The 26,018-nt window shown below is 51.2% G+C and carries 26 protein-coding genes, 1 tRNA gene and 1 rRNA gene; 11 read left to right on the forward strand and 17 right to left on the reverse strand.

Features of this window, described 5'->3' with window-relative positions; translation table 11 throughout:
- Nucleotides 1-23: 23 nt before the first annotated feature.
- Together rrf and WC1_RS21865 are read left to right on the forward strand one after the other, a co-directional pair.
- Nucleotides 24-139: ribosomal RNA gene (rrf, locus tag WC1_RS21870) — 5S ribosomal RNA — on the forward strand.
- Nucleotides 140-433: 294 nt separating this feature from the next.
- Complete coding sequence (locus WC1_RS21865) at nt 434-2,155, forward strand: SulP family inorganic anion transporter (protein ID WP_016149432.1); 1,722 nt, start codon at nt 434-436, stop codon at nt 2,153-2,155.
- A 220-nt stretch (nt 2,156-2,375) separates the two neighbouring features.
- On the opposite strand, the gene WC1_RS21860 is transcribed toward WC1_RS21865, so the two are convergent.
- The 7 genes from WC1_RS21860 to aspA all read right to left on the reverse strand — a co-directional run bounded on the left by WC1_RS21860 (nt 2,376) and on the right by aspA (nt 10,335).
- Complete coding sequence (locus WC1_RS21860) at nt 2,376-4,037, reverse strand: fatty acid--CoA ligase (protein ID WP_016149433.1); 1,662 nt, start codon at nt 4,035-4,037, stop codon at nt 2,376-2,378.
- Between the two features lie 443 nt (nt 4,038-4,480).
- Nucleotides 4,481-4,556, reverse strand: a tRNA-Phe gene (locus tag WC1_RS21855).
- Nucleotides 4,557-4,708: 152 nt separating this feature from the next.
- Complete coding sequence (locus tag WC1_RS21850) at nt 4,709-5,284, reverse strand: transcriptional regulator (RefSeq protein ID WP_003025441.1); 576 nt, start codon at nt 5,282-5,284, stop codon at nt 4,709-4,711.
- A 36-nt stretch (nt 5,285-5,320) separates the two neighbouring features.
- Nucleotides 5,321-7,030: a protein-disulfide reductase DsbD gene (locus WC1_RS21845; protein ID WP_016149434.1), complete on the reverse strand. Its 1,710-nt coding sequence runs from the start codon at nt 7,028-7,030 to the stop codon at nt 5,321-5,323.
- Entirely contained in the window at nt 7,006-7,353 is a 348-nt protein-coding gene (cutA, locus tag WC1_RS21840) for a divalent cation tolerance protein CutA (RefSeq protein WP_003025447.1), read from the reverse strand. Before cutA ends, WC1_RS21845 begins: the two co-directional genes overlap by 25 nt.
- 128 nt (nt 7,354-7,481) lie before the next feature.
- Complete coding sequence (gene dcuA, locus WC1_RS21835; protein ID WP_003025449.1) at nt 7,482-8,783, reverse strand: anaerobic C4-dicarboxylate transporter DcuA; 1,302 nt, start codon at nt 8,781-8,783, stop codon at nt 7,482-7,484.
- Between the two features lie 115 nt (nt 8,784-8,898).
- Nucleotides 8,899-10,335 carry an aspartate ammonia-lyase gene (aspA, locus tag WC1_RS21830; RefSeq protein ID WP_003025452.1) on the reverse strand — a complete coding sequence of 479 codons (1,437 nt, stop codon included), beginning with the start codon at nt 10,333-10,335 and terminating at the stop codon, nt 8,899-8,901.
- A 338-nt stretch (nt 10,336-10,673) separates the two neighbouring features.
- Between aspA and WC1_RS21825 the strand changes: the two genes are divergently transcribed.
- Nucleotides 10,674-11,150, forward strand: a complete 477-nt coding sequence (locus tag WC1_RS21825) for an FxsA family protein (RefSeq protein ID WP_003025457.1) — start codon at nt 10,674-10,676, stop codon at nt 11,148-11,150.
- Nucleotides 11,151-11,199: 49 nt separating this feature from the next.
- Here the strand turns inward: WC1_RS21825 and yjeH are convergent, their stop codons facing one another.
- On the reverse strand, nt 11,200-12,465 hold the full coding sequence (yjeH, locus tag WC1_RS21820) for an L-methionine/branched-chain amino acid transporter (protein ID WP_016149435.1): 1,266 nt from the start codon (nt 12,463-12,465) through the stop codon (nt 11,200-11,202).
- A 275-nt stretch (nt 12,466-12,740) separates the two neighbouring features.
- Here yjeH and WC1_RS21815 point away from each other — a divergent pair, with 275 nt between their 5' ends.
- The 3 genes from WC1_RS21815 (at nt 12,741) to WC1_RS21805 (ending at nt 15,212) form a co-directional block, all read left to right on the forward strand.
- Nucleotides 12,741-13,034, forward strand: a complete 294-nt coding sequence (locus tag WC1_RS21815; protein ID WP_000027827.1) for a co-chaperone GroES — start codon at nt 12,741-12,743, stop codon at nt 13,032-13,034.
- A 43-nt stretch (nt 13,035-13,077) separates the two neighbouring features.
- A complete protein-coding gene (gene groL / locus WC1_RS21810) occupies nt 13,078-14,724 on the forward strand; it encodes a chaperonin GroEL (protein WP_003025464.1) in 1,647 nt (548 codons plus the stop codon).
- A gap of 134 nt (nt 14,725-14,858) precedes the next feature.
- Entirely contained in the window at nt 14,859-15,212 is a 354-nt protein-coding gene (locus WC1_RS21805; protein WP_003025468.1) for a DUF4156 domain-containing protein, read from the forward strand.
- A 179-nt stretch (nt 15,213-15,391) separates the two neighbouring features.
- Here WC1_RS21805 and yjeJ read toward each other — a convergent pair whose 3' ends face one another.
- Entirely contained in the window at nt 15,392-16,255 is an 864-nt protein-coding gene (yjeJ, locus tag WC1_RS21800; RefSeq protein ID WP_003844989.1) for a YjeJ family protein, read from the reverse strand.
- Nucleotides 16,256-16,439: 184 nt separating this feature from the next.
- Nucleotides 16,440-17,468 (reverse strand): EF-P beta-lysylation protein EpmB, encoded by a 1,029-nt coding sequence (gene epmB / locus WC1_RS21795; protein WP_016149436.1) that lies wholly within the window; start codon nt 17,466-17,468, stop codon nt 16,440-16,442.
- 41 nt (nt 17,469-17,509) lie between these two features.
- On the opposite strand from epmB, the gene efp reads away from it, so the two are divergent.
- From efp to ecnB, 3 genes are all read left to right on the forward strand, one after another.
- Nucleotides 17,510-18,076 carry an elongation factor P gene (gene efp / locus WC1_RS21790; protein ID WP_003025478.1) on the forward strand — a complete coding sequence of 189 codons (567 nt, stop codon included), beginning with the start codon at nt 17,510-17,512 and terminating at the stop codon, nt 18,074-18,076.
- 57 nt (nt 18,077-18,133) lie between these two features.
- Nucleotides 18,134-18,268 (forward strand): lipoprotein antitoxin entericidin A, encoded by a 135-nt coding sequence (gene ecnA / locus WC1_RS23180; protein ID WP_003830568.1) that lies wholly within the window; start codon nt 18,134-18,136, stop codon nt 18,266-18,268.
- A gap of 107 nt (nt 18,269-18,375) precedes the next feature.
- Nucleotides 18,376-18,522 (forward strand): lipoprotein toxin entericidin B, encoded by a 147-nt coding sequence (gene ecnB, locus WC1_RS21785; protein WP_003025482.1) that lies wholly within the window; start codon nt 18,376-18,378, stop codon nt 18,520-18,522.
- Nucleotides 18,523-18,552: 30 nt separating this feature from the next.
- Here ecnB and WC1_RS21780 read toward each other — a convergent pair whose 3' ends face one another.
- Nucleotides 18,553-19,152 carry a helix-turn-helix transcriptional regulator gene (locus WC1_RS21780; RefSeq protein ID WP_016149437.1) on the reverse strand — a complete coding sequence of 200 codons (600 nt, stop codon included), beginning with the start codon at nt 19,150-19,152 and terminating at the stop codon, nt 18,553-18,555.
- Between the two features lie 256 nt (nt 19,153-19,408).
- On the opposite strand from WC1_RS21780, the gene sugE reads away from it, so the two are divergent.
- Nucleotides 19,409-19,726, forward strand: coding sequence for a quaternary ammonium compound efflux SMR transporter SugE (gene sugE / locus WC1_RS21775; protein WP_000118520.1), 318 nt, complete (start codon nt 19,409-19,411; stop codon nt 19,724-19,726).
- On the opposite strand, the gene WC1_RS21770 is transcribed toward sugE, so the two are convergent.
- Together WC1_RS21770 and blaCMY are read right to left on the reverse strand one after the other, a co-directional pair.
- Nucleotides 19,723-20,256, reverse strand: coding sequence for a lipocalin family protein (locus WC1_RS21770; protein WP_003025522.1), 534 nt, complete (start codon nt 20,254-20,256; stop codon nt 19,723-19,725). The genes sugE and WC1_RS21770 overlap by 4 nt on opposite strands.
- Nucleotides 20,257-20,348: 92 nt before the next feature.
- Nucleotides 20,349-21,494, reverse strand: coding sequence for a CMY-2 family class C beta-lactamase (gene blaCMY, locus WC1_RS21765; protein ID WP_016149438.1), 1,146 nt, complete (start codon nt 21,492-21,494; stop codon nt 20,349-20,351).
- A 131-nt stretch (nt 21,495-21,625) separates the two neighbouring features.
- Between blaCMY and ampR the strand changes: the two genes are divergently transcribed.
- Entirely contained in the window at nt 21,626-22,501 is an 876-nt protein-coding gene (ampR, locus tag WC1_RS21760) for a LysR family transcriptional regulator AmpR (RefSeq protein ID WP_016149439.1), read from the forward strand.
- Between the two features lie 42 nt (nt 22,502-22,543).
- Here the strand turns inward: ampR and frdD are convergent, their stop codons facing one another.
- The 4 genes from frdD to frdA are packed head-to-tail and all read right to left on the reverse strand — an operon-like array spanning nt 22,544 to nt 25,834.
- Entirely contained in the window at nt 22,544-22,900 is a 357-nt protein-coding gene (gene frdD / locus WC1_RS21755; protein ID WP_003025535.1) for a fumarate reductase subunit FrdD, read from the reverse strand.
- A gap of 10 nt (nt 22,901-22,910) precedes the next feature.
- Nucleotides 22,911-23,306, reverse strand: coding sequence for a fumarate reductase subunit FrdC (gene frdC, locus WC1_RS21750; protein ID WP_003025537.1), 396 nt, complete (start codon nt 23,304-23,306; stop codon nt 22,911-22,913).
- Between the two features lie 10 nt (nt 23,307-23,316).
- A complete protein-coding gene (gene frdB / locus WC1_RS21745) occupies nt 23,317-24,051 on the reverse strand; it encodes a fumarate reductase iron-sulfur protein (RefSeq protein WP_003025540.1) in 735 nt (244 codons plus the stop codon).
- Nucleotides 24,044-25,834, reverse strand: a complete 1,791-nt coding sequence (frdA, locus tag WC1_RS21740) for a fumarate reductase (quinol) flavoprotein subunit (RefSeq protein ID WP_003025543.1) — start codon at nt 25,832-25,834, stop codon at nt 24,044-24,046. Before frdA ends, frdB begins: the two co-directional genes overlap by 8 nt.
- Nucleotides 25,835-26,018: the final 184 nt, after the last annotated feature.

Consider the following 26,018-nt stretch of genomic DNA (forward strand, 5'->3'; position numbering starts at 1 on the left):
AAGCGGGTTAATAACAGAATTTGCCTGGCGGCTGTAGCGCGGTGGTCCCACCTGACCCCATGCCGAACTCAGAAGTGAAACGCCGTAGCGCCGATGGTAGTGTGGGGTCTCCCCATGCGAGAGTAGGGAACTGCCAGGCATCAAATAAAGTGAAGAAGCCCATCCTGACGGATGGGCTTTTTTGCGTGTGTGTGGGGTAAAAACCGCCGGGCTGAACGTATTGTGCAGGCCTGATAAGCGCAGCGCATCAGGCACATCGCCGCACCATCGGGTGCAAAGCAATATCCTGAGCCTGCATAACACAAGCCATTCTGCGGCATACGCGATAAACACCCAATCTGAATTATCTGTATTACCTCCCGAAAATATCAGGATCTCCTGCGGCAGTTACGTGTACCTTTATCTATTAGTAAGGGGCAATCCGGAGAATAAAGTGTTCGGAAAAATAGTATTAAACTACATGCCGGGACTAAAAAATTTATTAGCGTACGATAAAAGCTGGCTAAAACATGATGTTAAAGCCGGGTTATCCGTTGCTGCCGTAGCACTACCGGTTGCGATTGCTTACGCTGAGTTGGCGGGAGTCGGGGCTATCGTCGGGTTATATTCCTGCGTTTTGCCAATGCTAGCTTATGCACTGTTTGGTTCTTCCCGCCAATTGATTGTTGGCCCTGATGCCACGACCTGCGCGGTAATTGCGGCAGTTGTGGTTCCTCTTTCTGCCGGAAATCCAGAACTCCACTGGCAGTTAACAATCGTCATGACCGTGATGATGGGAGGATGGTGTCTACTTGCCAGTAAGTTTCGCCTGGGTGCGCTTGCTGATCTGCTTTCTCATCCCATTCTAACGGGGCTGCTTAACGGCGTTGCCGTGACGATTATTGTCGGGCAACTCGGTAAGGTGCTGGGGATTACGCTTGATGAAGAGCAAGTGATAGAGAAGATTATTGCCCTGCCAGGCCGACTCTCGGAAATTCATTTATTAACCTTAGGGATCTCCATCCTAACGTTAGCGATTTTAATAGCTATCAAAACGTTTCGTAGCCAATGGCCAGCACCGTTGATTGCAATTGTGATAACAACGGCGCTGGTATGGATCACATCTGCACAGCAGTATGGTATTGCCACTATTGGGGGATCGGGCTTCCAGTCTGGTTTGCCTGTTGTTCACTGGGGCTCATTTCAGCCTGGTCTGGCACGTGATTTATTGATCCCTGCGCTGAACCTGGCATTAGTCAGTTTTGTTAGCCTGATGCTAACCGCTCGCAGTTTTGCCGCGAAAAATGGATACGAAATAAATGCTGATGCTGAGTTCAGGGCTTTGGGTGTTGCGAATCTGATGTCTGGCTTATCTCAGGGGTTTGCGATTAGCGGAGCCGATTCCCGGACTGCGGTAAATGACTCCACCGGAGGGAAAAGTCAGCTGGTTTCCGTTGTTGCAGCCTTAATCATCGGAATTGTCGTGGTATTTTTCACGCAGCCATTACCATTTATTCCGGTATCTGCATTAGGCATTGTTCTAATTTATGCATCGTGGTCATTGATTGATTTACGCGGACTCTGGAATCTGAGGCGAAGAAATAAACCCGCATTTCGCCTGGCGTTCTTCACCTTTGGCTGTGTTCTGATTATTGGTGTTATTCAGGGGATCGGCCTTGCGGTATTGCTGGGTCTGTTGCAGTTCCTGCGCACAGTTTTTCGTCCTACTGAACACTTATTAGGAATTGACGAAAATGGGATGATTCACTCATTAGGTAATTCAACTGATGTGAAAATGATCCCTGGCGTGTTGATGTACCGATTTAACTCACCGCTGACCTATTTTAATGTGGCCTATTTTAAGCGCCGCGTTTTGAATTTAGTCGATGGTGCAGTACTACAACCTAAATGGGTGGTCATTGACGCCGTTTCTTGCTTTACCTATTCAGATATCAGCGTCCTGGCAACCATTAATGAGTTAAAACGGGACCTGAAGGGGCGGCAGATTAAGTTAATTCTTGCGGGCCGGAAAACGGAGTTAACACGCTGGTTTAAAGAGAGTCGACCGACAATGAAAGACGACGACATGATTCTGGCACCAGACCTTTATTTGGCGCTGCGGTTTATTCAAAGCAAAGAAAGCATGAGTGAGGGTGAATCTGGCGTTGTTGAATAAAGCAGATTTAGGTAAATGATCAGGCTGAATGGAAGGCGCTGAGGACGGGTTTTTCGTCCAGCAGGACCTGACATCGACCAGAACCCCATGTTGCTAAAGGGGGGATCAGCATCCGCCCGGGGACGGTGAGTTCCCCGGCAGAGCATTGATATCGGCAAGCTACCTGAAATATAAGCAGTGTGACTGTTGTTAACCTTACGCTGTGAATGCGACAGATCGCTTAAATGATATCCTTCCCATTGCTGGCTTCGAGCTCCCGAATCAGGCGCTTGTTGATCTTGCCAACGCTGGTTTTGGGAATATCCGGGACTATCCTTATCTGTCGTGGGATCGCCCATTTAGTGATGTGGCCGCGGTCGACGAATCCTTGTAGATATGTCGCTATGGCTTGCGGCTCCAGGTCCTCCCCTTCCTTGCAAACCACCAGAGCAAGGGGGCGTTCGCCCCACTGCTCATCAGGTATCCCGACGACGGCTACCGACCTGACCGCCGCGTGTGAGCTGATGAGGCTCTCAAGCTCCAGCGTGCTTATCCACTCACCGCCCGTCTTGATTACGTCTTTGATGCGATCCTTGATTTCCACTATTCCATGGGGATCGATAGAGGCTATGTCGCCGGTGTGCAGCCAACTGCCATTCCATAGCTCAGCTCCTTTCTCGGGTTCCTTCAGGTAGCCCTGAGTCAACCAAGGGGCTCGTACCACTATTTCGCCCAGGGCTTCTCCGTCGTGCACCACCTCCCGACCTTCGCCATCGACGATACGCAGATCCACCAACGGGACAGGCAGGCCGGTCCGAATCCGCAGGGGTAACTGTTCATCCATGGGAAGGGCCAGCTCGGCATCGCTTAAGTGAGTCATACAGAGCAGGGGACAGGTCTCAGACATGCCATAGCCGGCGTGAATGCGTATGCCCCTATGGTGGGCCTGTGTCGCCAGTCCAAGGGACAGTGAACTGCCACCGAGTAACATCTTCCATCCTGACAGATCAGTCTGCGTGGCTTCTTCGCACTCAAGGATCATCTGCAAAATGGTTGGCACACAATGCGAGAAGGTCACACCCTCATCGTGATAAAACCGCACCAGTTTGTTGGGGTCGTAACGACCGGGGTATACCTGCTTCACACCCAGCATTGTTGCGACATAAGGAGCGCCCCAGGCATGCACGTGGAACATAGGGGTGATCGGCATGTAGACATCGTTCGATCGTAGCAGCGACTGTCCCTCGTGGGCAGCCAGGAGACCCAGCTCATTGAGCGTGTGCAGGACCAGTTGGCGATGGCTAAAGTAGACTCCCTTGGGATTGCCCGTGGTTCCAGTGGTATAGAACAAGGTAGCTATCGAGTTTTCATCGAAGTCGGGGAAGTCAAAGAGTTCTCCCGCTGCGGCCAGCAGGGTCTCATATTCCCCGAGCACCGACAGGCTGGTCGCCTTCGATTCTTCGTCACTAAGCTGGATGTATCCCCGGACAGTGGTCAGTGTCTCTGCCAGTGACTCGACAACCGGCAAGAAGTCGTCGTGCACCAGTACCAGGTTGTCCTCGGCATGATTCATGGTGTAAGCGATTTGGTCCGCCGAGAAGCGGACGTTCACCGTGTGCAGCACGGCCCCAATCATGGGTACCGCGAAGAAGCACTCGAGGGCGCGATGGCTGTCCCAATCTAGCAGGGCGACGGTGTCTCCAGGCATGACACCGGCCGCTGTCAGCATGTTTGCCAGGCGATGAATGCGCTGTTTGAGGGTACGATAGTCGTAACGGAGCTTATCGGCGTAGACGATTTCTCGCTCGGGATGAGAACGCCCACCCGACAGCAGTAGGCTCTTGATCAGCAACGGATAGGCATGAGCCCCCTGCGCTGGCTGTATGATTTTTGTTTTCACCATCCAGATTCCTCGTTGACTCACTATTTGCTCGGTATGATGGCAATTGTAGATTAAGGTTGGCCTTTACTCCCTGGCGTTTGCTTCAGATATCGAGGCGGCGACCAGTTCCAGCCCCTGGGGATGAATGTGCGTACCTTGCAACGCGATCGGGTTATTCGCTACCTGCAGAATCCTGGCTACTCTATGCCCAGTTCCTTCACCCGCTGGTTCAGTGCCCAAGGCTGTTCAGATAAATTACTCAAATCTGGCCTACGGTTAAGCACGTCAGAAAAGGAGGTGTGCCTGATACCGCTATATTTTTTGCAGTACCATCGTGGTCTCACTGAAAGGTTTAACTGGCGTGATGAGGTAGGGTAGGTAGGAGTCGCTGTGGACAGAACGATCAGAAATCTAGCAGAACCCTGAAAGCAAAAAACCCGCCATAGGCGGGTTCTTCTGAATAGTGGTGCCCGGACTCGGAATCGAACCAAGGACACGGGGATTTTCAATCCCCTGCTCTACCGACTGAGCTATCCGGGCAACGGGGCGCATTAAACCGTATTCACGTCTGTCAGTCAATCAAATTTCTGGAAACATTGTTCAACCGCTTAATATTGCGGCAATCTGCATGGTTATGCCTGAAGTTTGCACAAATCTCCCCGACAGATGCGGCTAAAACAGATAATGCTCGCTTAGGTCAGCGCACCGCCCATTCGGCACTGGGCAAAGCGTAGGATATCTTCAGCCAGGTGGTGTGCCGTTTCGACATCAGCATGACTACGATTAACCAGCATGCGGCTCAGGCAGCCTTCCAGCACAAGTTCCATCTGTTTGGCGACCATTGCCGGGTCGTCAACTTCCAGCGTCGTGAGCAGTTCATGGGTGAAGTCATGTGCTGCCTTTTTTTGCTGATCGGCTAACTGATGGATCGGATGCCCGGGATCGGGGTAAAACGTACAGGCGGCGATGAACAGACAGCCGGGATAGCGATTATTGCTCACGCATTCGGACAGTGCGGTGTAGCGCGCCAGTAATTTCTGCTCAGCGCTCAGGGTGTCATCCAGCAAAAGCTGACGCCGCCAGATATCCACCCGCTGGCTGAGGTAACGTAGCGCATCGTACAGAATGGCCTCTTTATCGGGCCAAAAGCGCTGCAGTTCATCCAGAGGATAATCGATACGTTCGGCCACCATTTCCAGCGTGGTATTGGCTATCCCTTGCACCTCAAGTAATTTCAGGGCTTCTCCCAGGACATCTTCACGTTGCACGGTATTCTCCTCCGTATTTCCTGTTGCAAGTGTCGCTCACGGTTGGCGATCGCGCAAATGTGCGCTGAAGGTAGCGGCATCCATAAAACCCGTTACCCGGGCCTCCGGATGCTCTTTTCCCTCGGCATCAAAGAACAAGATAGTCGGCAAACCTAAAACCTGTAGATGTTTCAGCAGAGCGACATCCTGGGCATTGTTTGCTGTCACATCCGCTTGCAACAGCACCGTGTTGCCTAGCGCTTGCTGAACCTGCGGATTACTGAACGTGTACTTTTCAAATTCCTTACAGGCTACACACCAGTCGGCATACAGATCCAGCATGACTGGCCTGCCTTTAGCTTGCTCCAGCGCTTGATTTAACGCATCTACCGATGCCACCGGCGTGAAGTTAAGGTGTGCCTGGGTTTGAGTATGCGGCGCGCCGAACGCCCAGTCTTGCAGTGGACGCACGCATACCAGTGCTGCGGCTAACAGGACAATCTGCACGATACGCATCCAGGCGTGCTTTGCCTGCAGGCTGGTAATGAACGCCCAGCCAAAGAACGCGACGCCTAACAGTGACCATAAGCGAACGCCCCACTCGTCACCAACGATACGTTCGAGTAAGAAGACGGGAAGCGCCAGAATGACAAAGCCAAAAGCGGTTTTGACATGTTCCATCCATGGGCCGCTTTTAGGCAACAGGCGATTGCCAAATACGGTAATCAGCATCAGAGGTAATCCCATCCCCAGCGCGTACAGATACAGCGTGCCGCCTCCCAGCCACATGTTCCCGCTCTGAGCGATATACAGCAAAATCGCGCTTAGCGGGGCCGTTGTGCAAGGAGAACAGATGAGGCCAGCAATCGCCCCCATCGCAAAGACGCTGCCGGTAGCTCCGCCTTGCTGGCGGTTACTCATTAGCGTGAGGCGCGTTTGCAGCGATGAAGGCAGTTGCAGCGTGAACAAACCAAACATCGACAACGCCAGCAGCGTAAAGATGACGGTAAGGCCAATCAGGACGTAGGGATGCTGAAGCGCAGCCTGGAACTGTAAACCGGCGGCTGCAACAACCAAACCCAGCGCGGTATAGGTGAGCGCCATCCCTTGAACGTAGATAAACGTCAGCAGCAGTGCCCGTCCGGTTGATAAGCGTTGCTTGCCGCCCAGTACGATTCCGGAAATCAGCGGATACATCGGCAGTACGCAAGGCGTAAACGCGATACCAATTCCAATCAGCAATGCCCATAGTGCGGAAAAGGGAAGTTGGGCCGTGGGCTGCGGTTTCTCTTGCGGATCTGTAGTGGCTGGGGCTGGCGCAGGGGAGGCCGCGGCACCGGTAGACACTTCACTTAATGGCACCGTTTTTGTTTCTGGTGGATAGCAAAATCCGGCGTCGGCGCAGCCCTGGTATGTGATCGTTAATGTTGCGCCAGACTTAGCCTGATTGACCGTGATCGGGATAGTCAGCTGTTTACGGTAAATCTCACTTTTGCCGTAAAACTCATCTTCATGCCAGACGCCTGGCGGCAGTTTTATCTCGGCAATATCGGCCTGAGATGGCGTAATGCTTATCTGTTTGCGATACAGATAATAGCCATCTTTAACCTGCCATGTGAGGTTCAGATCGTGTTGGTTTTGCTGAAAATCAAAAACAAACGCCCGATCGGCAGGTACAAACTGCGAGCGGCCAGGCGCGTCAAATAATCCAGCAAAGGTAGATGTGCTGCACAGCAGCAGGATCAGCGTAAGGATGCGTTGAGCCATGAGCGGTAATCAAAGTCTCCGTGAGTGACGGGTAAAACCAGAAGTTCAGGCGTTTGATACGGATGATGTGACTTCAGGCAATCGAGAAGGGCTTGCTGGTGTGTGACGGTGGTTTTTAAAATCATCTGCACTTCATATTCCTGTTCCAGTTTGCCTTCCCAATAGTAGAGGGAGGTCGCACCGGGTAGCAGGGTCACGCAGGCAGCCAGCTTTTCCGCCAGCACTTTGGCGGCGAGATCCTGGGCGGTTGCTTCATCCGGGGCGGTACAGAGCACCACAACGGTATCGGGGATGGAAATATCCTGACTCTTTACATCAAGCATAAACACCTCGAAAGAACAGAGTAACCAGCAAAAGAATGGTCACTATACAACGGACGAGGGAAGGATGTTAGCTAAAGCGGGGTGGGGAGGAGGAACTGCAGGGCGCGAAGGCACCCTGCAGTAAAGTCTTACAGCATGAAGCTGCCCAGCAAGAAGCCGAAGCAGACAGCCAGAACCACACCCAGAGTACCTGGGATGAAGAACGGATGGTTAAAGACGAATTTACCGATGCGAGTTGTACCGGTGTCATCCATCTGAACCGCCGCAACCAGAGTTGGGTAGGTTGGCAGAATGAACAGACCAGAAACAGCGGCGAAAGATGCAACAGCCGTCAGTGGGGAAACGTTCAGAGCCAGAGCCATCGGCATCAGTGCTTTAGCGGTTGCAGCCTGAGAGTACAGCAGCGCGGAAGCAAAGAAGAAGATGACCGCCAGCAGCCACGGATGACCCTGAATTACGCTACCTGCAGTATCTTTGATCCAGTCAATGTTGTGAGATACGAAGGTATCACCCAGCCATGCAACACCCAGGATACAAATACAGGCGCTCATACCGGCTTTGAAGGTGCTGGAGTTCAGGATGGAGTCAGTTTCAACGCGGCAGACGATCGTGGTCAGCGTCGCGACGCTCAGCATGATGATCAGGATTGCGTTGGTGGTGTTCATCAGCGGTTTAGCGACCAGGCCAAGGCTTGGGCTGTTGATGATGGCGTATACAACTACGCAAACCACGCCCAGCAGGAACAGCCAAACGGAGGTTTTCGCGCCAGCTTTGATTTCAACTTGTCTTTCACCGCGCAGTTCAACCAGGCCTTCTTCCAGACGCTTACGATAAATCGGGTCGTCAGACAGTTTGGAGTTGAACAGTGCGGTGATCAGGAAGGACATCACCAGAACGGCCAGCAGGGTGGACGGAATGACCACGGACAGCAGGTGAATGTAGCTGATGCCATGACCTTCCATGACGGAAGACATGTAAACCACGGCTGCGGAGATTGGAGAAGCCGTAATCGCAATCTGTGCAGAAACCACTGCGGTAGAGAGCGGACGGCAAGGCTTGATACCTTGTTCCTTCGCAACTTCAGCGATAACCGGCAGCGTTGCCAGAGAGATGTTGCCAGTACCGGCAAAGATAGTCAGGAAATAGGTCACGATAGGTGCAAGGATCGTGATGTATTTCGGGTTCTTACGCAGCAGTTTTTCAGTTTGATGAACCAGATAGTCCAGACCACCTGCAATCTGCATAGCTGAAATGGCAGCGATAACCGCCATGATGATGGAAATAACATCGAACGGGATATTACCGGGTTTTACGCCGATAGCGGCAAGAACCAGAACACCCAGCCCACCTGCAAATCCAATACCGATACCCCCAAGTCTGGCACCTAAAAAGATTGCCAGCAAAACGATGATAAGTTCTAAAACTATCATATTAGCCTTCCTTGTTGTTTAACAAGTTGATATTAAATTGTTGTTTTTAAGTAACTTCGAGTAAGAAAAAAGGCACGTCATCATGACGTGCCTTCTCCGGTACTACCCTACACGATTACTGTTCGCTTTCATCAGTATAACGTTTTGCTTTATAAGCAGGGTGCATCAGGTTCTGTGCAGAGAAGATATCGTCCAGTTCAGACTCGGTCAACAGACCGCGTTCCAGGACAACTTCACGTACGCTCTTACCAGTTTCGGCACAAATTTTACCGACGATGTCGCCGTTGTGGTGACCGATGAACGGGTTGAGGTAAGTAACGATGCCGATGGAGTTGAATACAAACGCTTCACAGACTTCTTTGTTAGCAGTGATACCACTAACGCATTTTTCCAGCAGGTTGTAGCAAGCGTTGCTCAGAATGTGAATGGATTCAAACATTGCCTGACCAATGACCGGCTCCATTACGTTCAGCTGCAGCTGACCAGCTTCAGATGCCATGGTGACAGTGATGTCGTTACCGATGACTTTGAAGCAAACCTGGTTTACGACTTCCGGAACAACCGGGTTCACTTTAGCTGGCATGATAGAAGACCCAGCCTGCAGTTCCGGCAAGTTGATCTCGTTCAGACCCGCACGCGGACCAGAGGAGAGCAAACGCAGGTCGTTACAGATTTTGGACATCTTCACAGCCAGACGTTTCAGTGCGCCGTGCACCATAACGTATGCGCCACAGTCAGAAGTTGCTTCAATCAGGTCTTCTGCCGGAACACAGGCGAAGCCAGTGACTTCAGCCAGTTTCTGTACTGCCAGCGGAGAGTACTCTTTCGGCGTGTTCAGACCAGTACCGATTGCTGTTGCGCCGAGGTTAACTTCCAGCAGCAGCTCAGCGGTACGCCCAATGTTTTTCACTTCTTCTTTCAGCAGTACGCTGAAAGCACGGAATTCCTGACCGAGAGTCATCGGTACAGCATCCTGCAGCTGGGTACGACCCATTTTCAGGATGTCCTGGAATTCATCGGCTTTTTTCTCAAAGCCTTCACGCAGCTGGTTCAGTGCATCAATCAGTTTGATGATGGATGCGTATACAGCGATACGGAAGCCAGTTGGGTATGCATCGTTGGTAGACTGACATTTGTTAACGTGGTCGTTCGGGTTCAGGTACTGATATTCACCTTTCTGGTGACCCATCAGTTCCAGACCGATATTGGCCAGAACTTCGTTGGTGTTCATGTTGACGGAGGTACCCGCACCACCCTGGTAAACGTCTACCGGGAACTGATCCATGCATTTTCCGTTATTCAGGACTTCATCACACGCCGCGATGATGGCATTTGCCACACTCTTAGGAATGGTTTGCAGCTCTTTGTTGGCCATTGCCGCTGCCTTTTTAACCATTACCATACCGCGAACAAATTCAGGAATATCGCTGATTTTGCTGTTGCTAATGTAGAAGTTTTCAATCGCTCTCAGAGTGTGGACACCGTAGTAGGCGTCCGCTGGAACTTCCCTGGTACCCAACAAGTCTTCTTCGATACGAATGTTGTTTAACATGTGAACCTTCTTTTTCAAGCTGCCAATGATTTGACTAAACACACAGGATATATGTGATTTCGATTGTTTCTCGACCGACGATTATCCCCTGCATCGGTCTGATACCCGAGATCATATGCTGGTTAAGGATTTCTACCGTAATCTGGATCACTTAAAGCGTGGAATTTACCCCTTATTTATTATTCTGTGAAATGGATCACCCCTTTGTGATTAACCCTAAATATTAGTGTACAAGCCACTTGAAATTTTGCTAACCACCACAATATCAAATCGATGCGATTAACATAATTTTTCGAACAGAAGTTGAACAAAACGGCTGTTATTAACAGGAGATCCCTTTGCGCTGGATACCATTACTTGCCATTTTTCTCTATGTTTACATAGAGATATCTATTTTTATTCAGGTTGCCCATGTGATGGGCGTCCTGATGACGCTGATTTTGGTTATTTTTACGTCGGTTATCGGTATGTCTCTGGTTCGTAATCAGGGATTTAAGAACTTTTTACTGATGCAACAAAAAATGGCGGCTGGTGAAAGTCCGGCTGCAGAAATGATCAAAAGCGTATCGCTGATTATCGCCGGTCTGCTGTTGGTACTGCCTGGTTTTTTCACCGATTTCCTCGGTCTTCTTCTTTTATTACCCCCGGTGCAAAAACATCTAACGATGAAACTGCTGCCACATTTACGTTTTTCGCGTATGCCTGGCGGTGGTTTTAGCGCCGGAACCGGTGGCGGTGAGACTTTTGATGGTGAATTTCAGCGCAAGGATGACAAGCGCGACAGCATCGAACATAAAGACGATCGTCGGGATTAAGGCTCAGTATGTAGGCCGGATAAGCGTTAGCGCCATCCGGCAAAAGTGTTTATAGGCCGGATGATGGCGTCAACGTTGCTTTATCCGGCCTGCGGGGTAAAAACAGCCACAGCCCTGCCAGCATAATCAACGCGTACAAACTCTTCCAGCCGACCATTGCCAGTAGTAGTAGGCACAGCAGACCACCAATGACCGCCAGTGCGCGGTAATGCCCTTTCAGTAATCGACAACCCGCCAACATGCACAGCAAATAAATCATAATAAAGATGCCGTTGGCGTAGACGATTAACGCATCGAGATTGATTTGCAGCATATAGATGCACAGAGTACTGACTACGCAGCAGCCCAATACGGCGTTTAGCGCATTGCGCGGAAGGTGGCGGGGGGACAGACGAGCCAGATAACTCTCAGGCTTATACTGCGCTTGCGACCAGACCAGTCGAGCGAAACTTTGAATATAAATGTTGAGGCTGGCAAAACAGGCCAAATAACCAATGATGCAGGCGACCCACAGTGCCTGTACACCAAACAGTTGCACGACGATTTCTGGCAGCGATGCTGCGGCGGCCATTTGCTCGCCGTAGGCACCAAAATGGAGAACGACGACGGTGCATGCCCAATAAACAGATCCAGCCAGCAGCAGGCCAATCATCAGCGCGCGTGGGAAGTCTCGTTCCGGATTTTTGAATTCAGACGCCAGGTGAGCAAACGCTTCGAGGCCAACAAAACACCAGAACATCACCGACAGCGCGGCGAACAGACCGGGGAGTTCAATATCGCTAATTGCAGGGAAGGGTATTTCGCCTGGTTTCAGATCGCCCGCCCACCAGATAGCAACAACGAGGGCAACAATCAGTCCGGCAATGACCGTTTGCAGATTAGCGCTTGAGCTTGCGCCGCGGGAGCCGATGTACCAAACCAATGCCAGCGTACCCAGCTCAGCCAGCAGAAGCTGCTCGTCATGCCAGCCAAACATCGCCTGACCGAATCCGGCGGCGATGTGCAATGCCGCAGGCAAGCCGACAGGAATGACCGACAAAAATAGCCATCCGGTGACGCGCTCCAGTCGTGAACCAAAGGCCATGCCGACAAAATGCGCCACACCGCCTGCGCTGGGGAAATGACGACCCAGTACGGCGAAGACAATCGCCACCGGAAAGACCAAAACAATCAGCACCGGCCAGGCCCACAGGCTGTTATTGCCAGCCACCAGCGCAGCCAGCGCGGGGACGGCGAAAACGCCTGTACCTAACAATGATGTCGACAACAGGCCAACGCCCTGAGCCAGTCCCAGCTCTTGTTTCAGTCCGCTCATAAGTGGTTATCCGATTATGCCCATTGACCGGGCTACAACGCAGATTTTTGATGGTATCACAATCGGATTTGCTTATGACGACGTGACTGAAATCGTTATGAAATGTGAGGTGTGTCGGCGTTTTGACGGGATTTTCTGCTGATAAAAAATTTTTTTCGCTTGCCCCCTTGAAGGCACAAAACCCCATCCCCATCTCTCTGGTCACTAGCCGGGAAACCGTTTACGGGCCGGCGTCACCCATAACTGATAAAGACTTTCTCAAAGGAGAGCTATCAATGAGTATTCGTCCGTTACATGATCGTGTGATCGTCAAACGTAAAGAAGTTGAATCCAAATCTGCTGGCGGCATCGTACTGACTGGTTCTGCAGCAGGTAAATCAACTCGTGGCGAAATCATCGCTGTCGGTAAGGGTCGCATCCTGGACAACGGTACCGTACAGCCGCTGGACGTGAAAGTCGGCGATATCGTTATTTTCAACGATGGCTACGGTGTTAAATCTGAGAAGATCGACAATGAAGAAGTGTTGATCATGTCTGAAAGCGACATCCTGGCAATTGTTGAAGCCTAATCCGCGAACGACACTGAACATACGAATTTAAGGGAAAGAGAAAATGGCAGCTAAAGACGTAAAATTCGGTAACGACGCTCGTGTGAAAATGCTGCGCGGCGTAAACGTACTGGCAGATGCAGTGAAAGTTACCCTCGGCCCAAAAGGCCGTAACGTAGTTCTGGATAAATCTTTCGGTGCACCGACCATCACTAAAGATGGTGTTTCCGTAGCACGTGAAATCGAACTGGAAGACAAGTTCGAAAACATGGGTGCGCAGATGGTGAAAGAAGTTGCCTCTAAAGCGAACGACGCTGCAGGTGACGGTACCACCACCGCAACCGTACTGGCTCAGTCCATCATCACTGAAGGTCTGAAAGCCGTTGCTGCGGGCATGAACCCGATGGATCTGAAACGTGGTATCGACAAAGCTGTCGCTGCTGCTGTTGAAGAACTGAAAGCACTGTCCGTACCGTGCTCCGACTCTAAAGCTATTGCTCAGGTTGGTACCATCTCCGCTAACTCCGACGAAACCGTAGGTAAACTGATCGCTGAAGCGATGGACAAAGTCGGTAAAGAAGGTGTGATCACCGTTGAAGACGGTACCGGTCTGCAGGACGAACTGGACGTGGTTGAAGGTATGCAGTTCGACCGTGGCTACCTGTCTCCTTACTTCATCAACAAGCCGGAAACTGGCGCAGTAGAACTGGAAAGCCCGTTCATCCTGCTGGCTGACAAGAAAATCTCCAACATCCGCGAAATGCTGCCGGTTCTGGAAGCTGTAGCGAAAGCAGGCAAACCGCTGCTGATCATCGCTGAAGATGTTGAAGGTGAAGCGCTGGCAACTCTGGTTGTTAACACCATGCGCGGTATCGTGAAAGTCGCTGCGGTTAAAGCACCTGGCTTCGGCGATCGTCGTAAAGCAATGCTGCAGGATATCGCTACCCTGACCGGTGGTACCGTTATCTCTGAAGAGATCGGTATGGAGCTGGAAAAAGCAACTCTGGAAGATCTGGGCCAGGCGAAACGCGTTGTTATCAACAAAGATACCACCACCATCATCGATGGCGTGGGCGACGAAGCTGCAATCCAGGGTCGCGTGACTCAGATTCGTCAGCAGATCGAAGAAGCAACTTCCGACTATGACCGTGAAAAACTGCAGGAGCGCGTAGCGAAACTGGCAGGCGGCGTTGCGGTTATCAAAGTTGGTGCTGCGACTGAAGTTGAAATGAAAGAGAAGAAAGCCCGCGTTGAAGATGCCCTGCACGCTACCCGTGCTGCGGTAGAAGAAGGCGTGGTTGCTGGTGGTGGCGTTGCGCTGATTCGCGTAGCGTCTAAAATTGCCGGCCTGAAAGGTCAGAACGAAGACCAGAACGTAGGTATCAAAGTTGCGCTGCGCGCAATGGAATCTCCACTGCGTCAAATCGTACTGAACTGCGGCGAAGAGCCGTCTGTAGTGGCTAACACCGTGAAAGCCGGTGACGGTAACTACGGTTACAACGCTGCAACTGAAGAATACGGCAACATGATCGACATGGGTATCCTGGATCCAACCAAAGTAACTCGTTCTGCTCTGCAGTACGCGGCTTCTGTTGCGGGTCTGATGATCACCACCGAGTGCATGGTTACCGACCTGCCGAAAGGCGATGCACCTGACTTAGGTGCTGCTGGTGGTATGGGCGGCATGGGTGGAATGGGCGGCATGATGTAATCATGTTGTTCTGAACCTCTCAGAATTGAGAAACCCCTGGGCAGAAATGTCCGGGGGTTTTTCTTTTGGTCATCTTTTTAGTATATGATTCAGCTACGGACATAACGTCCAACTAATTGATCATGGGGAATGACATGCACGTGAAATATTTAGCAGGGATCGTTGGTGCCGCGCTACTGATGGCGGGTTGTAGCTCCAGCAACGAACTGAGTTCAGCCGGGCAAAGCGTACGCTTTGTCGAAGACAAGCCTGGCGCAGAGTGCCAACTGATAGGCACGGCAACCGGTAAGCAAAGCAACTGGCTTTCTGGCCAGCACGGCGAAGAGGGCGGCTCAATGCGTGGCGCAGCAAACGATCTGCGTAACCAGGCTGCGGCAATGGGCGGTAACGTGATTTATGGTGTCAGCAGCCCATCGCAGGGAATGCTGTCCAGCTTTGTTCCTACCGCCAGTGAGATGATTGGACAGGTTTATAAGTGCCCTAACTGATTACACTTCATCCTTCAACCAGCCTCTTTGTTGGCTGCGCTGTGAAACCCCAGTCACATAGTTATCTATGCTCCTGGGGATTTTCTTCACTTGCCGCCGCGATGCAGATTGAATGATTTTGTGTAATAAAGTGGCCTGGACAGACTCATGCAATCGTAGGCCTGATAAGCGCAGCGCCATCAGGCATTCTGAGTCTTATGTGCAGACTGAACGCGTAAATGATGCAGTGCTCGCAGGCACTGATCCTGATTGAGCTTTTGCGTCTTATCACCCGTCAACGTTCTGATAAATACCTGGCACGGTACACCGGCAAGTTTTTTCAGCCGTGGGCTGAAATCGAGCAGGCGGCGAGTAATGGCTTCGGCCTCTTTGCTGCCGGAAGCGGCGCGAGTTTTTACTACCGAACCACAGAAATGGGCTTTTCCTTTATCATCCGTATAGCGGTAAATAATCGCCAGATAATGATTAAACAGGTTATGTTTCCATTCGGGTTGTGTATAAGAGTCGTATTCCAGATTGTCGTTTTGCTGGCAATCCACATCGTACAGCGGCAGGAAATCCAGCAGCGATGTAATTCGTAGCGCTAAATCCCGCATGCCAGCATTATTTATTGCATGAATAATTGCATGCGCCAACACCTGAATCTGTAATTCATTAACCAGTAATTCATCTGTTTTCCCGTCATGCAGCGTCAGAGAAAATGCTAAGTTTTCCCCTTTATCATCCACTAACGTCAGTGAATCTATGCGACGGTTAATATCCGCATTTTTTAGCTCATCTTCCTGAATTAACGGAATGTTTTCGTGCATCTTTTTGCTGGCTTTGTCACGTTCTTTTTCATATTGCAAACGTGCGTCTTCGCTTAGCTGTTGCTTCATATAGAGCCTGCTCTCGAGCGCGATAAGCAGATCTCTTAGCCCAAGCGGAGAGAGAAAAAACAGCGACTCTTTATTTCTTTGTTCTTTAATCTTCAATGCCAAGGCAACAAATTCATTCTTCTGACGAATAACACCGGTATTAATACCTTTAATACTGATAGCCATCAAAGGTTCTCCCTAACCATATATTTATTGAAAATCTAGATTTGACTTGATTTATATGTTTTGCAAATAACTAATTGCGCGCTGCGAGTTAAAATAGCACATATTAAAAGTGCGGCTCCACCTGCAGGGATATTAAATAATCGTGATCGATAGCGAGTGTCCGGAATCGGACACTCAATAATGGTTATTGTTGGCGTAACTGCAGGTCCAACGGCGTTTTACTTGGCTCTCCGCCAATTTCACGCGCCAGTTTGGGGACCATGTAACCGGAAACCAGTGTCAGCAGTTCACGCATAATGTGACGCGCTTCATCATCGCTGACCATAAAGTGGGCGGCACCCTGTACTTTATCCAGCACGTGCAGGTAATAGGGCATCACACCGGCATCAAATAGTGCGTTGCTAAGGTTAGCCAGGGTTTGTGCGTTATCGTTCACGCCACGCAGCAATACGCTTTGGTTGAGTAGCGTAACGCCCGCGGCGCGCAGACTACTCATCGCCTGGCGAAACGTCTCATCAACTTCATTGGCATGGTTAATGTGATTGACCAGTAGAATCTGCAGCGTGGAGCGCGCAAAACGTTCGACCAGTCCTTCGGTAATGCGCGCAGGGATCACTATCGGCAAACGGCTGTGAATACGCAGGCGTTTAATGTGCGGAATGGCTTCCAGTTGCGTGAGCAACCAGTCCAGTTCGTGGTCTTTGGCCATTAACGGATCGCCACCAGAGAAGATGATTTCATCCAGCTCAGGATGCGCGGTAATGTAGTCGAGAGCGACCTGCCAGTTGCGTTTATTGCCTTGGTTTTCGGCATATGGGAAGTGTCGACGGAAGCAATAGCGACAATTCACCGCACAACCGCCTTTGACCAGCAACAGTGCCCGATTGCGATATTTATGCAGCAGACCGGGAACCACACTGTGCTGTTCTTCCAGCGGATCGGTTGAGTAGCCTGGCGCGGCAACAAACTCTTCCTGGGAGGTAAGTACCTGACGCAAAAGCGGATCGTCCGGGTTACCTTTCTCCATGCGGGCAATAAACGCGCGCGGCACGCGCAGGGCGAAAAGCCGTCTCGCATCGCGTCCGGCCAACAGTTTTTCATCTGCGTCTATATTCAAAAGATGCAGAAGTTCATCGGGATCGGTCACAACATCGGCAAGTTGCGATAACCAATCTTCTCTGGATGGGGTATTTAGGGTTACAATATGCGCCATTTTGTGGCTTAGCTACCAGTTAACAATTTTCAGAGGGCCTTATGGCAACGTACTATAGCAACGATTTTCGTGCTGGTCTTAAAATCATGTTGGACGGCGAACCTTATGCGGTTGAAGCCAGCGAATTCGTTAAACCAGGTAAAGGCCAGGCGTTTGCGCGCGTTAAGCTGCGTCGCCTGCTGACCGGTACTCGCGTAGAGAAAACCTTCAAGTCTACTGACTCCGCTGAAGGCGCAGACGTAGCCGACATGAACCTGACTTTCCTGTATAGCGACGGTGAGTTCTGGCACTTTATGAATAACACCACTTTCGAACAGCTGGCTGCTGACGAGAAAGCGGTAGGCGATAACGCTAAATGGCTGCTGGACCAGGCTGAATGCATCGTGACCCTGTGGAACGGTCAGCCGATCTCTGTAACTCCGCCGAACTTCGTTGAGCTGGAAGTTGTTGAAACCGACCCAGGTCTGAAAGGCGATACCGCTGGTACTGGCGGCAAACCGGCTACCCTGTCTACCGGCGCAGTCGTTAAAGTTCCGCTGTTCGTACAGATCGGCGAAGTGATCAAAGTGGATACCCGCTCCGGCGAATACGTTTCTCGCGTAAAATAAGTCTTCCATTTGATCTTATGGCGCAGGTTGCTGCGCCATATTTTTTCCAGGGCAGGAATGATGAAACGTCTTCTCGGTCTTGTAATGCTACTCCTTTTCACCAGCACCCTCCTGACGGGATGCAATACCGCGCGCGGCTTCGGTGAAGACATCAAACATCTTGGCAATTCAATCTCTCACGCTGCCAGCTAATCATTTCATATAGTCTTAAAAACGATTGTTTATCCATCACACTCCCAGATCTTGTCTATTATTAAGTAGCTATACACAAACAATATTGGCTAGAAAAGGAAGACGTTATGGTTAAGAAGACAATTGCTGCGATCTTTTCTGTGTTGGTACTTTCTTCCGTTTTAACCGCGTGTAATACCACACGAGGCGTAGGACAGGATATTTCTGAAGGCGGTAGCGCCATTTCTGGTGCAGCGACAAAAGCTCAGCAATAATGAAGAACGGTACGACGTCGTGTCGTACCGTTAATCTCCCTTCCTTGGGAGTGACAGAAACGGCGAGAAGCGGTTCCCCAGGTGCAGTTTCATACGGATATTCCGCTTATAGGTGTAGACCGTTTTGCCATGTATGCTGAGTGCGGCGGCAATGGCATTGTTACTCACACCATCCATCCACATTGATAATACTTTCTCCTCCTGCGGCGTAAGCAAAGGCGTGGCGTTTTTGGGTATTTCTAATGCGGGGCGAACCTGAAGTGCTTCCTGAATTGTGTGGGAGAGTGTGTTCAGCGTGGTGTGCTTGGTCAAGACCGAATGGGCGACGAATTGAGAGGGTGCGATGGGGGCATGCTGTCTATCTGCTGATTGCAGTAAAATCAGTGGGATGACGCCACAACTCATAAAAAAAGGGTTAATTGGCGGACTGGAGTGCGTCTCGCTAATAAAACTGTATAAATCCGCGATCACCAGATGCGGTTTCCATTGCAAAATATGCTCTTTTGCTAACAGGAGATTATTGATTCCTGATACCAGAAATGAAGAGCTGAACCTGCCAGAATGATTAAGCAAGGCCTCTATCCCTGTGCGGGTAAAGTGGCACCGGTCAATCACTAAAATTTTAAGCATAAACGTTTCGCATTCAGAAGAGGGGCAATCGACTTTCCGGTTTCAGAAAGCCCTTCATCATAGAGAACTCCGATGAGTGCCAAATGCGGGAACTACGCCGCTAATTATGCTTAATTCTTGCTTTTAGCTGGCAGTGAATAAAAAGGTTGAAATTCATTTTCTTCCGGGCAAAAATGCCATTTCACACATCAGCTTTGTAGGACGACCTGCAAACGCTTCTTTCACCGGGGACGGCCCCATTGTTCTGGAGCCTGATATGTCCTGGATCGTTTTATTAATTGCAGGTTTGCTCGAAGTCGTCTGGGCGATTGGCCTGAAATATACCCACGGTTTTACGCGTCTTACGCCAAGCATTATCACTATTGCGGCGATGATCGTCAGTATTGCCATGCTCTCCTGGGCAATGCGCACATTACCTGTAGGAACCGCTTATGCGGTCTGGACCGGCATTGGCGCCGTCGGGGCGGCCATTACAGGGATTTTGCTGCTGGGTGAATCTGCCAGCCCGGCGCGTTTGCTGAGCCTTGGGCTGATCGTTGCTGGCATTATTGGTCTGAAGCTGAGCACTCACTAAGCGCCAGGCTGTTTCACCCAAATCAGCTTATTCACCTCAAACCCTTCCCGGGTCGCGATGGCTAACATTTGCTGTTTCATTTCATCTGAAATAGTTGGGGTCCGTGAAAGGATCCACAGGTAGTCGCGATCCGGACCGCAAACCAGCGCGTGACGATATTCCCGGTCGAGTGCAATTACGTTATACCCACCATAGAAGGGGCCGAAGAATGATACTTTAAGCGCGGCCGTGCTTGGGTCGCCGGTGAAATAGGCTTTCCCTTCCGTTTTCTGCCACATCTCCCTGTCAGGATTATAGCCCTTGTTAATAACGTTGATGCCGCCGTCGTCGCGCAAGCTGTACGTTGCGGTCACTTTATCCAACCCGCGTTCGAAACGATGGTCGAAGCGCGCAATTTCATACCATGTTCCCAGATAGCGTTTGGCATCAAAGTTATTCACCACGGTAACGCCTTTCGGCGGTGTTGGGGAGCTGCAAGCGACAACCAGGAATGCAGCCGTAACTGCAGCAACGACGGGCAGAATGCGCATAGTGTTTTCCTTACTGTTTTTTGTTAAGTGTAGATGACAGCAGGAAAAAAAGAGCAAGAAAGGAGGTCCGATTTACCGGACCCCTCTGTCAGTTATTGCAGTTTTTCAAGAATGCGCCAGGCCGCCTCGACGCGGACAGGGTTAGGATAGCTTTTGTTTGCCAGCATCACTATGCCAAGGTTTTTTTCTGGAACGAAGGCAACGTAGCTGCCAAATCCACCTGTGGATCCCGTTTTATGCACCCATGAGGCTTTCACGGCAGGTGCTGGCGGGTTTACCTCAACGGCGGGAAGCGCTGCCAATGCCACTTTGCTGTCGCTGCCGTTGATGATCGAATCAGCTTTCAGCGGCCAGTTCAGCATCTCCCAGCCTAATCCCTGGTACATATCACCAATACGCCAGTAACGAGACTGCGCAAGCTCAATGCCCTGCTGGAGCGTTTTCTCCTGAACGTGGCTGGCGTCCATGTTGGCCTGAACCCAGCGGGCCATATCGATAACGCTGGATTTCACGCCATAGGCTTCGGCGTCAAGTTGTCCCGGAGAAACGTGTACAGGCTTCCCTTCGCGATAGCCCCAGGCATAATTTTTTTGTTCGCTTTGCGGAACCGTAATCCAGGTATGCGCCAGTTTTAATGGTTGCAGGACGCGTCTGGTCATTGCCTCTTCGTAGCTCATACCTGAAGGTTTCACCGCCAGCGCACCAAACAGACCAATGCTGGAGTTAGCGTAAAGACGCTTAGCGCCCGGAGTCCATTGTGGTTGCCAGTTTTGATAAAAGCGCAGTAATGCGGCTTTATCCGTAACGTCATCGGGGATCTGCAGCGGCAGGCCACCCGCTGTATAGGTGGCTAAGTGCAGCAGGCTGATACCCCGCCACTGTTTGCCTGTCAGTTCTGGCCAGTATTTCGTGACCGGATCGCTGAGCTTAATTTCGCCGCGGGCGATAGCGTCGCCGCCCAACACGCCGTTAAACGTCTTACTGACCGACCCTAATTCAAACAGCGTTTGCTGCGTGACTGGGTGGTTATTGGCGATATCGGCTTTACCCCAGGTAAAGTAATAAGGTTTCTCCTCGTAGATAATCGCCACGGCCATACCCGGAATAGCCTGCTCCTGCATCAGTGGTGTGATGGTGCGGTTAACGATATCGGCAATTTGTTGTTCTGTTTTTGCGGCAGCAAACGTGGAGAAAGAGGCTGTCAGCAGCAGCGCGCAGCATATCGATTTTTTCATCATGAAATCAGTTCCGTAATTAAAAGCAAAAGGGTGTCCGGGCCCGTCAGACGCAATCAGTGTGTTTGATTTGCACCGTGTTGACAAACGGTTAAATTTAGCAGCAGATATAAGTTTTTCTAACAGGCTTAATGATGACGCGTAGCTATATCCCTCTTAACTCGCTGCGGGCTTTTGAAGCCGCGGCCAGACATCTCAGCTTTACCCGCGCTGCGATTGAGCTCAACGTGACGCATTCTGCCATCAGCCAGCATGTAAAATCGCTGGAGCAGCAGCTGAATTGTCAGCTTTTTGTGCGCGGTTCTCGTGGATTAATGTTGACGACTGAAGGGGAAAGTCTGTTACCTGTACTTAATGACTCCTTCGATCGTATGGCGGGGATGTTGGATCGTTTTGCCACTAAACAGACCCAGGAAAAACTTAAAATTGGCGTAGTGGGAACCTTTGCTATCGGCTGTCTTTTCCCGCTGTTGAGCGATTTTAAGCGCAGTTACCCACATATTGATTTGCATATTTCTACCCATAACAATCGCGTGGATCCCGCCGCCGAAGGGCTGGATTATACCATTCGCTACGGTGGGGGAGCCTGGCACGATACCGATGCGCAATATTTATGTAGCGCGCTGATGTCTCCACTGTGTTCGCCAACATTGGCTTCGCAGATTCAAACGCCTGCGGATATCCTGAAATTTCCGTTATTACGATCGTATCGGCGGGATGAATGGGCGCTTTGGATGCAGGCGGCCGGAGAGGCGCCTCCGTCACCGACGCACAATGTGATGGTGTTTGATTCGTCAGTCACCATGTTGGAAGCTGCACAGGCGGGAATGGGTGTGGCAATTGCGCCAGTCAGAATGTTCACGCATTTACTCAGCAGTGAACGTATCGTTCAGCCGTTTTTAACGCAGATTGATTTGGGAAGCTACTGGATAACGCGTTTGCAATCTCGCCCGGAGACGCCCGCGATGCGTGAATTTTCCCGTTGGTTGACCGGGGTGCTGCACAAATAAAAAAGGCCCGCCAATAGCGGGCCTGATAATTAACGCATGTACTTAGATGGTCAGAATACCAATCGCCGTTACAACGGTCAGGATAGCTGCCAGTCCGTAGAATACCCATTTGCCAGCCGGCACGTGGATTTTCAGGTCATGCATCGCGTGGTGCATACGGTGTAAACCACACCACAGCGGCAGAACGATCATCAGGAACAGAAACGCACGTCCGATGAAGCTCTGAGCGAATGCCAGTACGCGTTCATAGCTGAAAGCATCAGGAACAAAGCCCAGCGGCAGCATAATGCCTACCAGCAGGATCATTACCGGCGCAATGATTGCGCTCCACATACCGCCTGCACCAAACAGGCCCCAGAATACGGGTTCGTCAGAGCGTTTTGGATTTGGATTAATCATTCCGGACTCCTTACCAGAACAGGGCAACAAACAGTATGACTACTGTAGCAACCACAGTGACTGCCCAGAGACCTTTGATGATCGGCTCTGGCCCCATTTTTTCGTCTTTTACGATGATGTTGGCTGCTTTTGGTGCCAGCTCAAACCAGGTTTTGGTATGCAGCAGCGCTGCTGCCAGGGCGATAATGTTAAGGATTACCACCACCGGGTTTTGTAAAAAGGCGACAAAGCCCATCCAGGACTCTGCACCATGCTTGAGTGCAAACAGGCCGATAATCAGTTCAATGCTGAACCAGACTGCCGGGACTGCCGTGCCTTCACGCAGCATGTAAAAACGATAAAATGGCAGCTTTTTCCACCAGGTGGACGTCATTGGCCGCACATAGGCTTTACGTTTAGTCGTCATCGTGCACTCCTTAGCGTGGTTTCAGGGTAGCGATAAGAAAGTCTTTTGAACTTTCAACTTTACCCTGCTGAATGGCCGCAGCCGGATCGACGTGTTTCGGGCAGACTTCGGAGCAGTAGCCCACGAAAGTACAGGTCCAGACGCCGTTCGGGCTGTTCAATTGAGCCATACGCTCCTTCTTACCGTGGTCGCGGCTATCTTCGTTGTAACGATGCGCCAGCGTAATCGCAGCCGGTCCAATGAACTCAGGGTTCAGGCCGAACTGCGGGCACGCGGCGTAGCACAGACCACAGTTGATGCAACCGGAGAACTGATGATACTTCGCCATCTGCGCCGGAGTCTGGGTGTTTGGACCCTGATCCGGTGTACGCGGGTTACCGATGATGTACGGTTTGATCGCTTCCAGGCTTTCGATAAAGTGCGTCATGTCGACGACCAGATCGCGCTCAATCGGGAAGTTGCCCAGCGCTTCAACCTTCATGCCGTTTGTGTAATCACGCAGGAAGGTTTTGCACGCCAGTTTCGGTACATTGTTGACCATCATGCCGCAGGAGCCGCAGATTGCCATACGGCAGGACCAGCGGTAGCTCAGGTCCGGTGCCAGGTTATCCTTGATGTAGCCCAGCGCATCCAGCAGTGACGTGGTTTCATCATAAGGAACTTCGTAGAAAGCACTGTGCGGCGCGGTATCGGTTTCCGGGTTATAGCGCACCACCTCAACTTTCAGGTTTTTCATCTCAGCCATTCGCCTTCTCCTTCTTATCGGCTGCTTCCGCTTCGCCACCGTAAACACGTTTAGCCGGTGGCAGAGTGGTGATTTTCACGTCGCTGTATTCCAGGCGAGTCGTGCCGTCAGCATCGCGGAAGGCGAGGGTGTGTTTGAGGAAGTTCACGTCGTCACGCTCGGTACAGCCTTCATCCAGACGCTGATGCGCGCCGCGGGATTCTTTACGCGCCAGCGCGGAGTGCGCCATACATTCAGCAACGTTCAGACCGTGACCCAGTTCGATGGTATACAGCAGGTCGGTGTTGAAGACGCTGGAGGTATCAGTGATACGTACGCGCTTGAAGCGTTCCTGCAGTTCAGCCAGCTTATCAACGGTTTTCTGCATCAGTTCCGGCGTACGGTAGATACCGCAACCTTCTTCCATGGAGATACCCATTTCATCACGGATCTTAGACCAGTTTTCGTTACCTTCCTGGTTAACCAGATCTTTCAGACGTTTTTCAACGCCAGCAACCTGTGCATCCAGAGCGGCACTGTTTGCAGCGCCAGCCGTTGCAGCGCGTTCCGCAGCTTGTTCACCGGCCATACGACCGAAGACCACCAGTTCCGCCAGGGAGTTAGAGCCCAGACGGTTAGCGCCATGCAGACCAACAGAGGAACATTCGCCGACAGCGAACAGACCTTTAATGCGGGTTTCACAGTGCTGATCGGTTTCAATACCGCCCATGGTGTAGTGCGCGGTCGGACGTACCGGGATCGGTTCTTTAACCGGATCGACACCCACGTAAGCTTTCGCCAGTTCGCAGATGAACGGTAAACGTTCGAGCAGTTTTTTCTCGCCGAGGTGACGCAGGTCGAGGTGAACCACATCGCCACGCGGAGTGGAAATGGTGTTGCCTTTGCGCCATTCGTGCCAGAAAGCCTGAGAAACTTTGTCGCGCGGACCGAGTTCCATGTATTTGTTTTTCGGCTCGCCCAGCGGGGTTTCCGGACCCATGCCGTAGTCTTGCAGATAACGGTAGCCGTTTTTGTTGACTAGGATACCGCCTTCACCACGGCAACCTTCTGTCATCAGGATACCGGAGCCTGGCAGACCCGTCGGGTGATATTGAACGAACTCCATATCACGCAGCGGAACGCCGTGGCTCAGCGCCATGCCCATACCGTCGCCAGTTACGATGCCGCCGTTGGTATTGTAACGGTAAACACGACCAGCGCCGCCCGTTGCCATTACGACTGCGTTAGCACGGATCTGCACCAGCGTGCCTTCCATCATATTCATGGCAACCAGGCCGCGGGCATGACCCTCGTCCACCAGGATATCCAGAACGAAGTGTTCGTCAAAGCGCTGAATCTGCGGGAACTGCAAAGATGTTTGGAACAGCGTATGCAACATGTGGAAGCCGGTTTTATCTGCGGCAAACCAGGTACGCTCGATTTTCATGCCGCCGAAGCGACGTACGTTGACGCTACCGTCTTCACGACGGCTCCATGGGCAGCCCCATTGTTCCAGTTGCGTCATTTCAGTTGGGCAGTGGTGGACAAAGTAATCCACGACATCCTGCTCACATAGCCAGTCTCCGCCTGCTACCGTATCGTGAAAATGGTAGTCAAAGCTGTCATGATCCTGCGCGACAGCAGCAGAGCCGCCTTCGGCAGCAACGGTATGGCTGCGCATTGGGTACACTTTTGAGATCAGTGCGATTTTAGCGTTGGGATTTGCTTGTGCGGCAGCAATTGCAGCACGTAATCCCGCGCCACCGGCGCCTATAATGGCAAGATCGGCTTGAAAGGTTTGCACGACATTCCTCCAGATTGTTGTTATTTCATCCCCGCCTGAAATCAGATGCTTCATCGGCTTCAAACAGGTTATGAACGCGTTTCCACTGCTCCTTTATAGGTACAATAGTATAGTCTTAGGGATGTGCGGGAAATTTGACGTGTTCGATTTTTTTAGCGTGTCACAGGGGGGAATTATCATTGAA

It is taken from the genome of Citrobacter sp. KTE30 (genome assembly GCF_000398825.1).
GTDB lineage: Bacteria > Pseudomonadota > Gammaproteobacteria > Enterobacterales > Enterobacteriaceae > Citrobacter > Citrobacter freundii.